This is a genomic window from Curtobacterium sp. Curtsp57 (genome assembly GCF_047324335.1).
Classification (GTDB): Bacteria; Actinomycetota; Actinomycetes; order Actinomycetales; family Microbacteriaceae; genus Curtobacterium.
This window is the reverse complement of sequence record NZ_CP168511.1, coordinates 3,724,834-3,737,913: the sequence shown is the minus strand read 5'-3', so window position 1 is coordinate 3,737,913 and position 13,080 is coordinate 3,724,834. Positions and strand designations below refer to the sequence as shown.

The following is a 13,080-nucleotide window of genomic DNA, read 5'->3' as shown; positions in this document are numbered from 1 at the left end:
AGGCTCGTGGCGGCGCCGCCACGACCCTCCCGTCCGTCTCCTGGTTCCGTCTAGAGCTTCGACAGCTCCTCGGCGCGCGCGATCGCCGCGTCCGCGGCACGGCGGAGCGTGTCCGCCAGATCCGCCTCCTGCAGCACCGCGACCGCGCGCTCGGTGGTGCCCTTCGGGCTCGTCACCGCGCGCCGGAGCTCCGACGGCGCCTTGCCGGACCGCTCGAGCAGCTCGACCGCGCCGCGGACGGTCCCCTGCACCATCGTCGCCGCCTGCTCGGGCGTGAAGCCGAGCGACTCGGCGGCGCGCTGCCACTCCTCGACGAACAGGAACACGTACGCGGGACCGGAGCCGGACACCGCCGACAGGGCGTCGAGCTCGTCCTCCGGCACCTCGATGACCGAGCCGGACACGTCGAAGAGGCTCGAGGCGAGCGCGACGGCCTCCGCGTCGGCCGACGCACCAGCGCTGATCCCGGTGACGCCGTGACCGACGCCGATGGGGGTGTTCGGGAGGGCACGGACGACCCGCACGGTGTCGGGGACCCTCGCCTCCATCGCGCTCGTCGTCACACCGACGGCGACGCTCACGACCACGGCACCCGGCTCGAGGTCGCCGGCGATCTCGTCGAGGACGTCGCCGATCGCGAACGGCTTCACGCCGAGCACGACGAGTGCCGCGCCGCGGACGGCCGCGCGGTTCGCGTCGGCGTCGGTGTCGGTCGCGTGGGCGTCGAGTCCGCGCTCCCGGTGGGCGGCGGCGGACGACTCGGACTTCGTCGTCACGACCACGGTGTCCGGGGACAGTCCGGCGGCGAGGAGCCCGTCGAGGACCGCGCCGGACATGGATCCGACGCCGACGAGGGCGGTGCGAGGGAGTTCGATCGTCATGCCCAGACCCTACCGATCGACCGGCTGCGTAGGATCGTGCAGCAGATCAGGAGACAGGGGTCACAGTGAGCGCTTCCGGAGGCAACCGGGCCATCTTCGCCGCACTCGGCGCGAACGTCGGCATCGCGATCGTGAAGTTCGTCGCCGCGGCGATCAGCGGGTCGGCATCGATGCTCGCGGAGGGCGTGCACTCGCTCGCCGACTCGGCGAACCAGCTCCTGCTGCTCCTCGGCGGACGACGCGCCCGGCGTGCTGCGGACGAGGAACACCCCTTCGGGTACGGACGCGAGCGCTACGTGTACGCGTTCGTCGTCTCCATCGTGCTGTTCTCCGTCGGTGGTGTGTTCTCCCTGTACGAGGGCATCGAGAAGCTGCAGCACCCGCACCCGCTCGAGAACTGGTGGCTGCCGCTGGTGGTGCTCGTCATCGCGATCGGGCTCGAGGGCTTCTCGCTCCGGACCGCGCTCAAGGAGGCGAAGCCGCACAAGGGCGCGCTGTCGTGGGTCCAGTACGTCCGCCGGGCCAAGGCTCCCGAGCTGCCCGTCGTCATGCTGGAGGACACCGCGGCGCTCTGCGGCCTCGTGTTCGCGTTCTTCGGCGTCGGGCTGACGGTGCTCACCGGCAACGGCGTGTTCGACGCGATCGGCACGATCCTCATCGCGGTGCTGCTCATCGCGGTCGCGCTCGTGCTCGGCGTGGAGACGAAGAGCCTGCTCGTCGGCGAGGGTGCGACGGCCGCCGACGTCCAGCGCATCAAGGCCGCGGTGCTCGACGGCCCCGAGGTCGAGTCGATCATCCACATCAAGACCCTGTACCTCGGTCCGGACGAGCTGATGGTCGGCGTGAAGGTCGCCGTCGACGGGGACCGCCGGCTCGGTGACGTCGCCGCCGGGATCGACACGGTCGAACAGCGGGTCCGCGCGGCCGTGCCGATCGCACGGGTCATCTACGTCGAGCCGGACGTGCTCCGCACGGGTCCGCGTCCGCCCACCGAGGCGATCGTCATCAGGGCAGCCGACTGAGGTTCCCCTTCGTGGCGGACCCGTCTGGCGATCCGCCACGATGGAGCCATGTCGGTGCTCTTCAACGTCCTGCTCGTCCTGCACTTCATCGGCCTCGCGGCCGTGATCGGCGCGTTCCTGGTGCAGATGCGCCGCAAGGGCGGCTTCCAGACGTTCTGGGTGATCACCGGTCTCGTCACGCAGCTCGTGACCGGCCTCGGGATGATGGGCATCATCGACGCGACGAGTGACGGCGGGGCGAACCACGCCAAGCTCGGCGTCAAGCTCGTCATCGCCGCCGTGGCGCTCGTCCTTGCGTTCGTCGCTCGTGCACGCCAGAAGCGGGCGGACGCCGGGACCGCGAAGGCGAAGGCGGCGCTGCCGTTCTTCCACTCGGCCGGTGCGCTCGCGATCGTCAACGTGCTCATCGCGGTGCTCTGGAAGTAGCGCGTCAGCGGCGCTGCTGGAAGAAGTCGTCGAGCAGCGCCGCGCACTCCGCCTCGAGGACACCGGCGACGACCTCGGACCGGTGCGGCAGACGACGGTCCCTGGCGATGTCGTAGACGCTGCCGGACGCTCCCGCCTTCGGGTCCCACGCGCCGAAGACGATCCGCGGCACGCGCGCGGCGAGGATCGCACCGGCACACATCGGACACGGCTCGAGCGTCACGACGAGGGTGTGCCGTTCCAGGTGCCAGTCCCCCGTCGCCCGTGCGGCTGCCCGCAGCGCGAGCACCTCGGCGTGCGCCGTCGGGTCCTGCGTGGCCTCGCGCTCGTTGCGCCCGGTCGCGACCACCGCGCCGTGCTCGTCGAGCACCACGGCGCCGACGGGGACGTCCGCCGTGGCCAGACACGCCCTGGCCTCCTCGAGCGCGCGTTCCATCGCGGCGAGGTACGGGCGGGCTGCCGGCTCTTCCACGGGACCTCCTGGCGGTTGGCGGCACGGTAGGCTCGACCCTATGCGAGTCCACGTCGCCGACCACCCGCTCATCACCCACAAGCTCTCGGTGCTCCGCGACCGGACCACACCCTCCCCGACCTTCCGGGCGCTGACCGAGGAGCTCGTCACGCTCCTCGCGTACGAAGCCACGCGCAACGTCCGGGTCACGGCGACCCCGATCTCGACCCCGGTGGCACAGACGATGGGCGTCTCCATCGCCAAGCCCCGCCCGCTGGTCGTCCCGATCCTGCGTGCCGGGCTCGGCATGCTCGAGGGCATGGTCAAGCTCGTCCCCACGGCAGAGGTCGGCTTCCTCGGCATGGCGCGCAACGAGGAGACCCTCGAGCCGCAGACCTACGCCGAGCGCCTGCCCGACGACCTCACGGGGCGGCAGTGCTTCGTGCTCGACCCGATGCTCGCGACCGGTGGCACCCTCGCCGCGGCGATCGACTTCCTCTTCGCCCGCGGGGCCGAATCCGTCACCTGCGTGTGCATCCTCGGCGCCCCGGAGGGTCTGAAGGCCGTCGAGGACGCCGTCGCCGACCGCGACGTCACGATCGTCCTGGGCGCGCTCGACGAGCGGCTCGACGAGAACGGCTACATCATCCCGGGACTCGGCGACGCCGGCGACCGTCTCTACGGCCTGGCCGAGTAGCGCGAGGCGCGGCGGACCGTCCGCTCGGACGGTTGACAGCGGGTTGGTATACCGCCGATACTCATGGACATGACTGCAACCGTGTCCACCCGCGTCTTCTCCAAGGCGTGCTCCTCCGCAGGGGCAGTGGGGACCGCCGGCACGATGATGCCGGCGATGGCCGTCATGCGTTGTCGAATGTGTGCCTGATCGGTACCCGTTCCAGCCGGATCCCCCGCGACACCACCCCGGTCGCGAGCGAGTGATCCCCCGGTGACGACCACCGACGACGCGCACGTTCGTCGCGAGGTCGATCACCACTCCCCCCGGGTCCGCCCCGGTCCGCAGCAGGACCGCAGGGCGCATCGACGCTCCGTCGATCGGCACAGCCGTACCCGGGCCGACGCATTCGACACCTTCATCGCCCGGAGAACCACCATGTCGCTCACCATCGCCCAGCCTCGCACCTCGCTCCGCACCGCCGCCCCGGCGCCGGTCGACCTCGGCACGATCACGCCGATCCGTCCCCGCCGTGGCGCCGTCCAGCCGGAGGCCACAACCATCCCGACCAGCCCCGTGGTTGCCCCGCAGCGCAACCGCGCCCTCCCGGAGGGCACCGAGGCCCGCGGCTTCGCGCTCTACGTCGGCATCGACGAGGAGAAGGCCGCAGCCGCCGGGACCACGCTCGCTGCGGTCGTGGAACAGCTCAAGGCGCTGACCGCGCAGCTGGTCCCCACCGCCGAGACCTACGCGGCAGTCGCCGTCGCCGCCGAGAACTCCGGCGGACGCGACGTCGACGTCGTCCGCCTGGCGCTGCAGGACCGTTCGGCCGTCGCCGCCCGCAAGCAGGCCGAGAAGCCCGAGCCCGAGGAGACCGGCGTCGTCATCGACATCTCCCGGAAGCGCGTCGTGCTCGACGGTGAAGCCGCTCCCCTGACGTACAAGGAGTTCGAGCTGCTGCAGTTCCTCGTCCTCCGCGAGGGACGCACCGTCGACCGCTCGGCGATCATCGAGGGGCTCTGGTCGGACGGCGAGGACGAGACCCCGAACGAGCGCACGATCGACGTGCACGTGCGGCGCCTCCGGTCGAAGCTCGGCGCGTTCGAGGAGATCGTCCGCACGGTCCGTGGCGTCGGCTACCGGTTCGACCGCCACGCGGACGTCGCCGTGCGCTACGCGTCGACCCCGTCGCCCGACCTCTTCTGAGCCATCGGGGCGCGCACACCCGACACTTGTGCCCCTCTTGGTGAACTCGCAGCGAACGACGGCACTTCCGGCTGGCGCCCGTTACCGCTTCGTTATACAGTCGTTCGTGCAGACGGTGTTTGCTGTGGCAGCGTCTGCGGAATGTGATTGCAGGACACTCTTGGTGCAAGGGAGAGGGCCGGTCGCTCGATGAGCGACCGGCCCTCGTGCATCTGTCAGAAGCGCACGTCGGGAGCGCATGTCGGAAGCGCATGTCCGGCTCCCGGTGTCGGATGCCGTCGGTAGGCTGGAGGACCACCGGACAGAGGGAGTGACAGCGTGAACGACAAGGCGCGCGTCAGCGACAAGGCGACCGCCGTGGCCGCATGGGAAGCGCTGTTCCGCGCCCAGGTCACGGTGATGCGGAACCTCAACTCCGAGTTCCCCGGCGGGGAGATCTCCTTCAACGAGTACGACGTCTGCTTCAACCTCTCCACGCAGCCCGGACGCCGCTGCCGGATGCGCGACCTCACCGGGCACCTGCTCCTGACGCAGCCGAGCGTCAGCCGTCTCGTCGACCGGCTCACCGCGCGCGGCATCGTCGAGAAGCAGCCGGACCCGACCGATGCACGCGGTGTCATCGTGGCCCTCACACCGCTCGGGTTCGACGTCTACCGTGCCGTCGCCGTCCAGCACGCGGCGAGCATCGCCGCCCAGGTCGGCGCCGGGCTCACGGAGTCGGAGCAGCGGACGCTGACAGACCTCTGCACCAAGTTGCGCATCGCCTCGGCGGACGCCCCACCTGCCCGACGCATCGACCGGGCCCTGCCCCAGACCGATCCGGCCACGGTGTGACGGGCGCGATCGTCTGGCTCCGCGACGACCTGCGTCTCGCGGACAACCCCGCCCTGCGCGCCGGGATCGACCACGGCGGACACGTCACGGTGGTCTACGTCCTCGACGACGAGAGCCCCGGCGTCCGCGCGATCGGTGCCGCCGCTCGGTGGTGGCTGCACCACTCGCTCGCCGCGCTCGACGCCGAGTTGCACGACCGCGGCTCACGGCTGGTGCTCCGCCGAGGAGCGGCCGCTGACACGATCGACCAGCTCGTCGCGGACACCGGAGCAGAGGCGGTCTACTGGAACCGCCGCTACGGGGCTGCCGAGCGAGAGATCGACGCCGGCATCAAGTCGTCGCTGACCGACCGCGGGATCGAGGCGCACAGCTTCGCGGCGAACCTGCTCTGGGAACCGTGGACCGTGCTCACCGGGCAGGGCGAGCCGTTCAAGGTCTTCACGCCGTTCTGGAACGCAGCGCAGGCGATGCCGGAGCCGCGGCACCCGCTGCCGAAGCCACGGGACCTCCCGTCGCCGGCACGTGCGACGGGCGACTCCCTCGGCGACTGGGACCTCCTGCCGACCACGCCCGACTGGGCAGGCGGGCTCCGCGACACGTGGGAGCCCGGCGAGCAGGGTGCCGCACGCCGGCTGGAGCACTTCGTCGACCACGCGCTCGAGGACTACGACCAGCGCGACGAGCCCTCGATGGACGCCACGAGCGGACTGTCCCCGCACCTGCGCTGGGGCGAGATCAGCCCGTACCAGGTGTGGCACCGACTGCACGAGCGACTCGAGCCAGACCAGCGCAAGCAGGCACCCGGGTTCCTGCGGCAGCTCGCGTGGCGCGAGTTCAACTGGAACGAGTACTTCCACTGCGACGACATCGCGACGGTCAACGTCCGTCGCGAGTTCGACGCGTTCCCGTGGCGACGTGCATCCGCTTCGGAACTCGAACGCTGGCAGCAGGGCAGGACCGGGATCGACCTCGTCGACGCCGGGATGCGCGAGCTCTGGCACACCGGTGCGATGCACAACCGGATGCGCCTGGTGACCGCGAGCTTCCTCGTGAAGAACCTCCTGGTCGACTGGCGTGTCGGCGAGCAGTGGTTCTGGGACACCCTGGTGGACGCCGACGCCGCGAACAACCCCGGCAACTGGCAGTGGGTCGCCGGCTCCGGGTTCGACGCCGCACCGTACTTCCGCGTCTTCAACCCCGAGCGCCAGCTCGAACGGTTCGACCCGCACCGGGAGTACGTGCGGCGGTGGGTCCCGTCGGACGAAGACCGTCCCGAGCCGATGGTCGACCTCAAGGAGACCAGGAAGCGGGCGCTCGACGCCTACGACAGGATGCGGCACGCATGACGATCGACTCCGCCACGATCGAGCAGATCGACGCGCTGTTCCGCGACCGGGTCGAGCGCGGCGTCGCGCCGAGCTCCGTGTGGGGCGTGTTCGACGCGGACGGACTCGTGGCCTCCGGTGGGCACGGGGACCGCGGGGACGGTGCTGCGCCGGACGCCGACACGGTCTACCGGATCGCGTCCTGCACGAAGAGCGTCACGGCCGCCACGCTCCTCGGCCTGGTCGCTGACGGCCTGGTCTCCCTCGACGCACCGATCACCGACTTCGTCCCGGCGTTCGCCGACGTGCAGCTCCCGACACCGGACTCCCCCGTCCCCACGCTCCGGATGCTGCTGACCATGTCGGCCGGGTTCCCCACCGACGATCCGTGGGGCGACCGGCAAGAGCCGATCTCCGACGACGCGCTCGACGCGGTGCTCCACACGGGCCTGTTGTTCGACTCCGTCCCCGGCACCTGCTTCGCGTACTCGAACCTCGGCTACGCCCTGCTCGGCCGCGCGATCGCCGTCGTGGCCGGTCGCCCGTTCACCCAGGTCGCCTCGGACGCCGTCCTCCGCCCGCTCGGTCTGGACGACACCGTCTTCGCCGCTGCCGACGCCCGCCGGTTCGTCGTGGTCGGGGCCCGGCCACACGACGGGTCGTGGGAACCCCTCCCCATCTCGGGCCCCGGTGCCTTCTCACCGATCGGTGGGCTCTTCTCGACCGTCACCGACCTGTCGCGGTGGGCGCGGCACCTGTCGTCGGCGTTCACCCCGATCCGCACCGGTGACGCCGCCGAGGCCGGGCCGGTCTCCCCCGCCGATCGCCGGCTCATGCAGCAGGCGATGCGGCAGATCCCCCGAAGCGCGTTCCCGGGTGCGAAGCGTCCGATCGGCTACGGCTTCGGACTGTTCGTGGAGCACGACGACGACCACGGCTCGATCGTCTCCCACTCCGGCGGCTACCCGGGCTTCTCGGCGCACATGCGGTGGTCCGTGCAGACCGGCCTCGGTGTCGTCGCCTTCGAGAACGCGACCCAGGCGAAGGTCTCCGTCCCGACCGAGACCGCGCACGACCTGCTGCTCGCGGCGGGAGCCGCCACGGCGGGTACCACCCACCGGTCACCCGTGACGGTGCTCCCGGAGACGCGAGCCGCGCAGGGTGCCGTGTCGCGCCTCCTGTCCGCCTGGAGCGAGGACGTGGCAGACGCGATCTGCACCCCGAACGTCGCGCTGGACGTCCCGTACGATCGCCGGCGCTCGGCGATCGCCGAGGCGGTCCGCACCGTCGGCGCCGACCTGTCGGCCGCGCCGGTGGCGGAGCAGTCGTCCACGCCGACACACCTCCGCTGGTGGTTGCCGGGGACGAACGGCCGACTCCGTGTGGAGATCCGGCTGGCGCCGCTCGCCGCAGGACTCGTCCAGACCCTGATCTGCACGGCTGAGCCCGCCGAACGCTGACGGGCAGCAACCGCCGAACGCCGGCCAGCCGCGCCCGAACCGCCCGGCGGGCCGCGGCCGACGGGCCACTCGGTCACACCGGCGGGCGGCCCCCGACGAACCCGACGGCGCGAGCGGCCACGCGGGTGCCCTCCCGTGCGGCCGCCCCGACGCGGACCGGATCGGTCGCCCATGCGCGGATGAACCCGGCCGCGAACGCGTCACCGGCGCCGATCCCGTCGACCACCGTGGCCGGGGTCGCCGGGACCCGCTGCGGGGTGCGCCCCGGACGCCCGACCAGCACGCCGTCGACTCCGAGCGTCACGACGACCAGCGGGACGTGGCGGGTGAGCACCCGAACGGCGTCTTCCGGCTCGTCCGCCCCGGTGAGTTCGAGCGCCTCGGCTCGATTCGGGACGATGAGGTCCACGCCGCGCACCGCCGCGAGGAACGCGGGACCGCCGACCAGGCGCACGGCCGCGACCGAGGACGGGTCGAGCGAGACCCGCGCGGCGCCGGTCCGCGCCCGGGCGACGAGGTCCACGAGGCGGTCGGTCCCGCCGGACCCGAGCATCGCCTCTCCGGTCAGGTGGACGATGTCGGCACGTGCGACGAGTTCGATCGGCACGTCGGCCGCGGAGAGCAGCGCGCTCGCGGCTCCGTCCGTCATCGACGTCCGGCCGCGCTGTCCCCGCACCGAGACGAGCGCACCGGTCGACGTCCGCGCGTCGTACCGGATGTGCGGTCGGACGCCGGCGTCCTCGAGCGCGCGCTCGTGTCGGTAGACGTCGTCGACGCCGACCCGACCCACCATGTCGACCTCGGCACCGAGCCACCCGAGCCACGTCGCGGTCGTGCCGGCAGCTCCCGCGGGGCGGTGTCGGATCACCGCAGCGGGGTCGTGGTCGCCGCTCGCCGCTGCCCGGGTCTGGACGAGCACGCCGTCGAGCAGGTCCCCCACCACCAGGAACCGCTTCCCGACGCCACGACGGCGCCCGCCGACCCGGCCTCCACCGCTGGCCCTGGAGGCGCTCGGAGCGGCCGCGGAGGGCTCGGGCAGTGATGACATCGTCCTCATTGTACGTGAAGGCGAGCAAATCTCCACTTTGAGGGCGTTCACCTGGCGGGTGATATCACATCTCTCAGCCCAATGTCGGACTCTGCCGCTAATATACTCGTGAGTCGCATTCCAGCGGCACGCCGAGACCATCGCCGGAGACGACATGCCGCGCAAGCCAGACCCGACCCTGAAGCCCGCCATCGTGCGCAAGGTCGCGCAGCACCTGCAGGACACCAAGATCGAAGACGTGTCCGTGCGCAGCCTCGGGCGCGTGCTCGGCACCAGCGCGTACCCGATCGTCTACCACTTCGGGACGCGCGAGGCCCTGATCGGCGCGGTCGTGGAGCACCTCGCGGCGGCGACGGCCGACATCGCGCTCGACCCGGACGCCGACGATCTCGCACTCACGTCCTACCTGGTGCAGGTGTTCGGCGGGCTCGACGACCCGGAGCGGTCCCTGGCCGCACGGCTCACCTTCGAGCTCGGCGCCGTCGAGTCACTCGACGGCCGCGACCACGAGCGAACGGTGCACCGGGCGCAGATCGCGTCGATCGCCGACTGGTGCCGTGCGCACGGCTACGGGGAACACGATGCCGACCGTGCCGCACAGGCGGCGGTGTTCCTCGCGCGCGGCATCCAGTGGGGTGCGATCATGGACCGCGAACACGCCGATCCCGACACCGCTCTCCGCGACCTCGCGCACAAGCTCGTCGCCGGCGCGACCCTCACCTCGGCCTGACGCGACCCATGACGGACGGGAGGCACGGTGCCAGCTGGCACCGTGCCTCCCGTCCGTTCTGCCGTCAGATCAGAGCGTGACTCTGCCGTCAGATCAGAGCGTGACGAAGCGCTGCGACTTCGCGTTCGCGAAGCGAGCCGCGACGTTCTCCCAGTCGACGATGTTCCACACGGCCTTGACGTAGTCGGCCTTGACGTTGAGGTAGTCGAGGTAGAAGGCGTGCTCCCACATGTCGAGCATGAAGATCGGGACGAGACCGAGGGGCACGTTCGCCTGCTGGTCGAACAGCTGGAACGTCGTCAGCTTCTGGCCGACGGTGTCCCAGGCCAGCACGGACCAGCCGGAGCCCTGGATGCCGGTCGCGACGGCGGTGAACTGGGCCTGGAACTTCTCGAAGGAGCCGAAGAACTCGTCGATGGCCGCGGCGAGCTCGCCCTCCGGGACCTTCGTGTCCGGGCCGAGGTTGGTCCAGAAGATCGAGTGGTTGACGTGACCGCCGAGGTTGAAGGCGAGGTCCTTCTCGAGCTTGTTGATCGCCCCGAGGTTGCCCGACTCGCGCGCTTCCGCGATCTGCTCGAGCGCGGTGTTCGCACCCGTGACGTAGGTCTGGTGGTGCTTGTCGTGGTGCAGCTGCATGATCTTGCCGCTGATGTGCGGCTCGAGTGCGGCGTAGTCGTACGGCAGCTCCGGCAGGGTGTACTCAGCCATGTGAGTTCCTTTCGATCAGTGGATGGGCGGATGGTGCTCCGCGGCTCACGAGAGCCGGGAACGATCGGTGAGGGAGTGGAATTCCCGGTTGTGGTAGACGAGCGGCTCGCCACGTTCGTCCCCGATGACGATGTCGAGCACCTCGGCGACGACGACGGTCGAACTGCCGATCGGCGTCGTGGACAGCGGTCGGCACCGGAGCGCGGAGGCGGCGGAGGGCAGGTACCGGTCACCCGACGGGAGCGTTCCCCAGATCGGGTCGTCGGCCGCGGGGCTACCGGTGGACGCGAAGCGCCTCGCGAGGGCGACGCCGTGCGAGTCCATGAGGTGGACCACGAACACCGGAGCCCCGAGGACGGCGCCGGCCGAGCCCGAGTTCGTCGAGAGCGAGAACACCAGGACGGGCGGGTCGATCGCCACGCTCGCGACGCTGGACGCGGTGAGGCCGGTCGGTCCGTCCGGCCCCTCGGCGGTGATGACGGCGACACCGGCAGGATGACCACGGAAGGCCGACTTGTAGGCGTCCGCGATGTTCGACGGCACGGCGTTCGACGGCACGGCGTTCGCCGGTGTTGCTTCGGGCATGGGAGTCGTTGGTTCGTTCCTCGTTCGGATCGGCGTGGCTCACCCCTCGGCGGCCATGTCCCAACGTATGACCTCAACCAAGGTTGAGGTCAACGATTCCCAGGTTCCACGTATCCCGGGCGCGCCGTCCCGCCGTCGTCCACGCGCGAAGCCGAATCGAGGGGGCGACGCAGGGCGACGCCGTCAGCGGCGGCGGAGCATCACGACGGCACCGGCAGCGGCGACGACCATCAGCACCGCGGCGACGCCGGCCGTGATCGTGACGCCGGAGTCGAACGCCGCCCGCGCCGACTCGAGGAGCACCTGCCCCGCCGACCCGCCGAGGTCCGCAGCCGCCGACACCGCTCCGCCGAGGGTCTCCTGCGCCGCGACGTGCGCCGACGAGGACAGCCCGTCGGGGACGACGACGTGTGCCCGGTAGGTCGTCGCGAGGATCGTCCCGAGCACCGCCGTCCCGAGCACCGCACCGATCTCGTACGCGGTCTCGGAGAGCGCCGACGCGGCACCGGCCTTGTCCGCGGGCGCCGTGGAGATGATGAGGTCGTTCGTGACCGTCTCCGATGCGCCGATCCCGATGCCCAGCAGCACGAACGCGAAGGCCAGCGCGACGATCGACGCGTGGTGCCCGAGCACGGCGACCATCGCGTACGCGGCCGCCGAGAACAGCAGCGCGACGGCGACGACCCACCGCGGGGCCACCCGTCCGACGATCGGCACGACGACGAGCCCTGCGACGATCGTGAGCACGGAGCCCGGGATGAGCACGACACCGGACGTGAAGGGGTCGAGCCCGGCGACGAGCTGCAGGTGCTGGGCGATGAAGAACAGGAACCCGGTCAGCGAGAACATCGCGGCCATGTTCATCAGCACGCTGCCGGTGAACGCCGTGCTGCGGAACAGCCGGAGGTCGAGCATCGGCGTCCGGGAACGCAGCTGCCGGCGGACGAACGCGATGCCGCACAGTACCCCGACACCGAGCATCGCGATCGCGAGCCCGCGTTCCTCGACGTGCACGACGGACTTGATCGCCCAGGCGATCGGCGCGAGCGTGCCGAGCGACAGCAGCATGCTGAGGACGTCGACGGGACCGGGGTTGCGGTCCTTCGACTCCGGCACCCAGAACGCCACGCCGACGAGCATCAGCACGAGGATCGGCACCGCGACGAGGAACACGCTCCCCCAGTGGAAGTGCGCAAGGAGTGCCCCACCGACGAGCGGACCGAGCGCGTTGCCCGCGGCGAACATCGTCGACCACACGGCGAGGGCCATCCGTCGCTCGGTCCCGTCGGTGAACACGTTGCGGATGATCGACAGCGTGGCCGGCATGAGCATGGCACCGAACACGCCCATCGCGACGCGCGCGGCGACGAGCATCCAGGCATCGGTGGCGAACGCGGCAGCGACGGACATCGCCGCGAACCCGGAGGCGCCGATGACCAGGATGCGTCGGCGGCCGATGCGGTCGCCGACACTGCCCATCACGACGAGGAGGCCGGCGAGGACGAGCGGGTACGCGTCGACGATCCAGAGCTGCGTGGTGGCGTCCGGGTCCAGCGCGCGCGAGATCGACGGCAGGGCGAAGCTCAGGATGGTGTTGTCGACCGAGATCAGCAGGACCGGCAGCATGAGCACGGCGAGCGCCAGGAACCGTCGCGGGCGGCTGGTGGTGACCCGCGTGGCGATGGGACTGGTGAGGAGTGCGGACATGGTGGTGCTCCACGGACTTCG

At 71.0% G+C, this 13,080-nt stretch carries 14 protein-coding genes; 8 read left to right on the top strand and 6 right to left on the bottom strand.

Annotation, left to right across the window (positions count from 1 at the left end; genetic code table 11):
- Window positions 1-50: 50 nt before the first annotated feature.
- Window positions 51-881: a pyrroline-5-carboxylate reductase gene (proC, locus tag ACEN9V_RS17975; protein WP_413601456.1), complete on the bottom strand. Its 831-nt coding sequence runs from the start codon at window positions 879-881 to the stop codon at window positions 51-53.
- Window positions 882-946: 65 nt separating this feature from the next.
- On the opposite strand from proC, the gene ACEN9V_RS17970 reads away from it, so the two are divergent.
- Together ACEN9V_RS17970 and ACEN9V_RS17965 are read left to right on the top strand one after the other, a co-directional pair.
- Window positions 947-1,903, top strand: a complete 957-nt coding sequence (locus ACEN9V_RS17970) for a cation diffusion facilitator family transporter (RefSeq protein WP_402729543.1) — start codon at window positions 947-949, stop codon at window positions 1,901-1,903.
- Window positions 1,904-1,951: 48 nt separating this feature from the next.
- Complete coding sequence (locus ACEN9V_RS17965) at window positions 1,952-2,329, top strand: hypothetical protein (RefSeq protein WP_413601455.1); 378 nt, start codon at window positions 1,952-1,954, stop codon at window positions 2,327-2,329.
- Between the two features lie 4 nt (window positions 2,330-2,333).
- Here ACEN9V_RS17965 and ACEN9V_RS17960 read toward each other — a convergent pair whose 3' ends face one another.
- Window positions 2,334-2,765, bottom strand: a complete 432-nt coding sequence (locus ACEN9V_RS17960; RefSeq protein WP_402729715.1) for a nucleoside deaminase — start codon at window positions 2,763-2,765, stop codon at window positions 2,334-2,336.
- Window positions 2,766-2,841: 76 nt separating this feature from the next.
- On the opposite strand from ACEN9V_RS17960, the gene upp reads away from it, so the two are divergent.
- The 5 genes from upp to ACEN9V_RS17935 all read left to right on the top strand — a co-directional run bounded on the left by upp (window position 2,842) and on the right by ACEN9V_RS17935 (window position 8,281).
- The gene (upp, locus tag ACEN9V_RS17955) at window positions 2,842-3,477 is read left to right on the top strand and encodes a uracil phosphoribosyltransferase (RefSeq protein WP_402729541.1); all 636 of its coding nucleotides are present in this window, start codon (window positions 2,842-2,844) and stop codon (window positions 3,475-3,477) included.
- A 417-nt stretch (window positions 3,478-3,894) separates the two neighbouring features.
- On the top strand, window positions 3,895-4,662 hold the full coding sequence (locus ACEN9V_RS17950; protein WP_413601454.1) for a winged helix-turn-helix domain-containing protein: 768 nt from the start codon (window positions 3,895-3,897) through the stop codon (window positions 4,660-4,662).
- Between the two features lie 318 nt (window positions 4,663-4,980).
- Window positions 4,981-5,496, top strand: a complete 516-nt coding sequence (locus ACEN9V_RS17945) for a MarR family winged helix-turn-helix transcriptional regulator (RefSeq protein WP_413601453.1) — start codon at window positions 4,981-4,983, stop codon at window positions 5,494-5,496.
- The gene (locus ACEN9V_RS17940; protein WP_413601452.1) at window positions 5,493-6,842 is read left to right on the top strand and encodes a cryptochrome/photolyase family protein; all 1,350 of its coding nucleotides are present in this window, start codon (window positions 5,493-5,495) and stop codon (window positions 6,840-6,842) included. The genes ACEN9V_RS17945 and ACEN9V_RS17940 overlap by 4 nt, the downstream gene beginning before the upstream one ends.
- Window positions 6,839-8,281, top strand: a complete 1,443-nt coding sequence (locus tag ACEN9V_RS17935) for a serine hydrolase domain-containing protein (protein WP_413601451.1) — start codon at window positions 6,839-6,841, stop codon at window positions 8,279-8,281. The genes ACEN9V_RS17940 and ACEN9V_RS17935 overlap by 4 nt, the downstream gene beginning before the upstream one ends.
- 73 nt (window positions 8,282-8,354) lie before the next feature.
- Here the strand turns inward: ACEN9V_RS17935 and ACEN9V_RS17930 are convergent, their stop codons facing one another.
- Window positions 8,355-9,329, bottom strand: a complete 975-nt coding sequence (locus ACEN9V_RS17930) for a carbohydrate kinase family protein (RefSeq protein WP_413601450.1) — start codon at window positions 9,327-9,329, stop codon at window positions 8,355-8,357.
- Window positions 9,330-9,483: 154 nt separating this feature from the next.
- On the opposite strand from ACEN9V_RS17930, the gene ACEN9V_RS17925 reads away from it, so the two are divergent.
- Window positions 9,484-10,059, top strand: coding sequence for a hypothetical protein (locus ACEN9V_RS17925; RefSeq protein WP_413601449.1), 576 nt, complete (start codon window positions 9,484-9,486; stop codon window positions 10,057-10,059).
- Window positions 10,060-10,152: 93 nt separating this feature from the next.
- Here the strand turns inward: ACEN9V_RS17925 and ACEN9V_RS17920 are convergent, their stop codons facing one another.
- From ACEN9V_RS17920 to ACEN9V_RS17910, 3 genes are all read right to left on the bottom strand, one after another.
- Window positions 10,153-10,767, bottom strand: a complete 615-nt coding sequence (locus ACEN9V_RS17920; RefSeq protein ID WP_281265174.1) for a superoxide dismutase — start codon at window positions 10,765-10,767, stop codon at window positions 10,153-10,155.
- Between the two features lie 45 nt (window positions 10,768-10,812).
- Window positions 10,813-11,352: a flavin reductase family protein gene (locus ACEN9V_RS17915; RefSeq protein WP_413601448.1), complete on the bottom strand. Its 540-nt coding sequence runs from the start codon at window positions 11,350-11,352 to the stop codon at window positions 10,813-10,815.
- A 183-nt stretch (window positions 11,353-11,535) separates the two neighbouring features.
- Window positions 11,536-13,059: an MFS transporter gene (locus tag ACEN9V_RS17910; RefSeq protein WP_413601447.1), complete on the bottom strand. Its 1,524-nt coding sequence runs from the start codon at window positions 13,057-13,059 to the stop codon at window positions 11,536-11,538.
- Between the last annotated feature and the right edge of the window lie 21 nt (window positions 13,060-13,080).

Bases quoted from the DNA above. Each gene is read 5' to 3' on its own strand.
- proC (WP_413601456.1), bottom strand. From the start codon at position 881: ATGACGATCGAACTCCCTCGCACCGCCCTCGTCGGCGTCGGATCCATG.
- ACEN9V_RS17965 (WP_413601455.1), top strand. From the start codon at position 1,952: ATGTCGGTGCTCTTCAACGTCCTGCTCGTCCTGCACTTCATCGGCCTC.
- ACEN9V_RS17960 (WP_402729715.1), bottom strand. From the start codon at position 2,765: ATGGAACGCGCGCTCGAGGAGGCCAGGGCGTGTCTGGCCACGGCGGAC.
- upp (WP_402729541.1), top strand. From the start codon at position 2,842: ATGCGAGTCCACGTCGCCGACCACCCGCTCATCACCCACAAGCTCTCG.
- ACEN9V_RS17950 (WP_413601454.1), top strand. From the start codon at position 3,895: ATGTCGCTCACCATCGCCCAGCCTCGCACCTCGCTCCGCACCGCCGCC.
- ACEN9V_RS17935 (WP_413601451.1), top strand. From the start codon at position 6,839: ATGACGATCGACTCCGCCACGATCGAGCAGATCGACGCGCTGTTCCGC.
- ACEN9V_RS17930 (WP_413601450.1), bottom strand. From the start codon at position 9,329: ATGTCATCACTGCCCGAGCCCTCCGCGGCCGCTCCGAGCGCCTCCAGG.
- ACEN9V_RS17925 (WP_413601449.1), top strand. From the start codon at position 9,484: ATGCCGCGCAAGCCAGACCCGACCCTGAAGCCCGCCATCGTGCGCAAG.
- ACEN9V_RS17920 (WP_281265174.1), bottom strand. From the start codon at position 10,767: ATGGCTGAGTACACCCTGCCGGAGCTGCCGTACGACTACGCCGCACTC.
- ACEN9V_RS17915 (WP_413601448.1), bottom strand. From the start codon at position 11,352: ATGCCCGAAGCAACACCGGCGAACGCCGTGCCGTCGAACGCCGTGCCG.
- ACEN9V_RS17910 (WP_413601447.1), bottom strand. From the start codon at position 13,059: ATGTCCGCACTCCTCACCAGTCCCATCGCCACGCGGGTCACCACCAGC.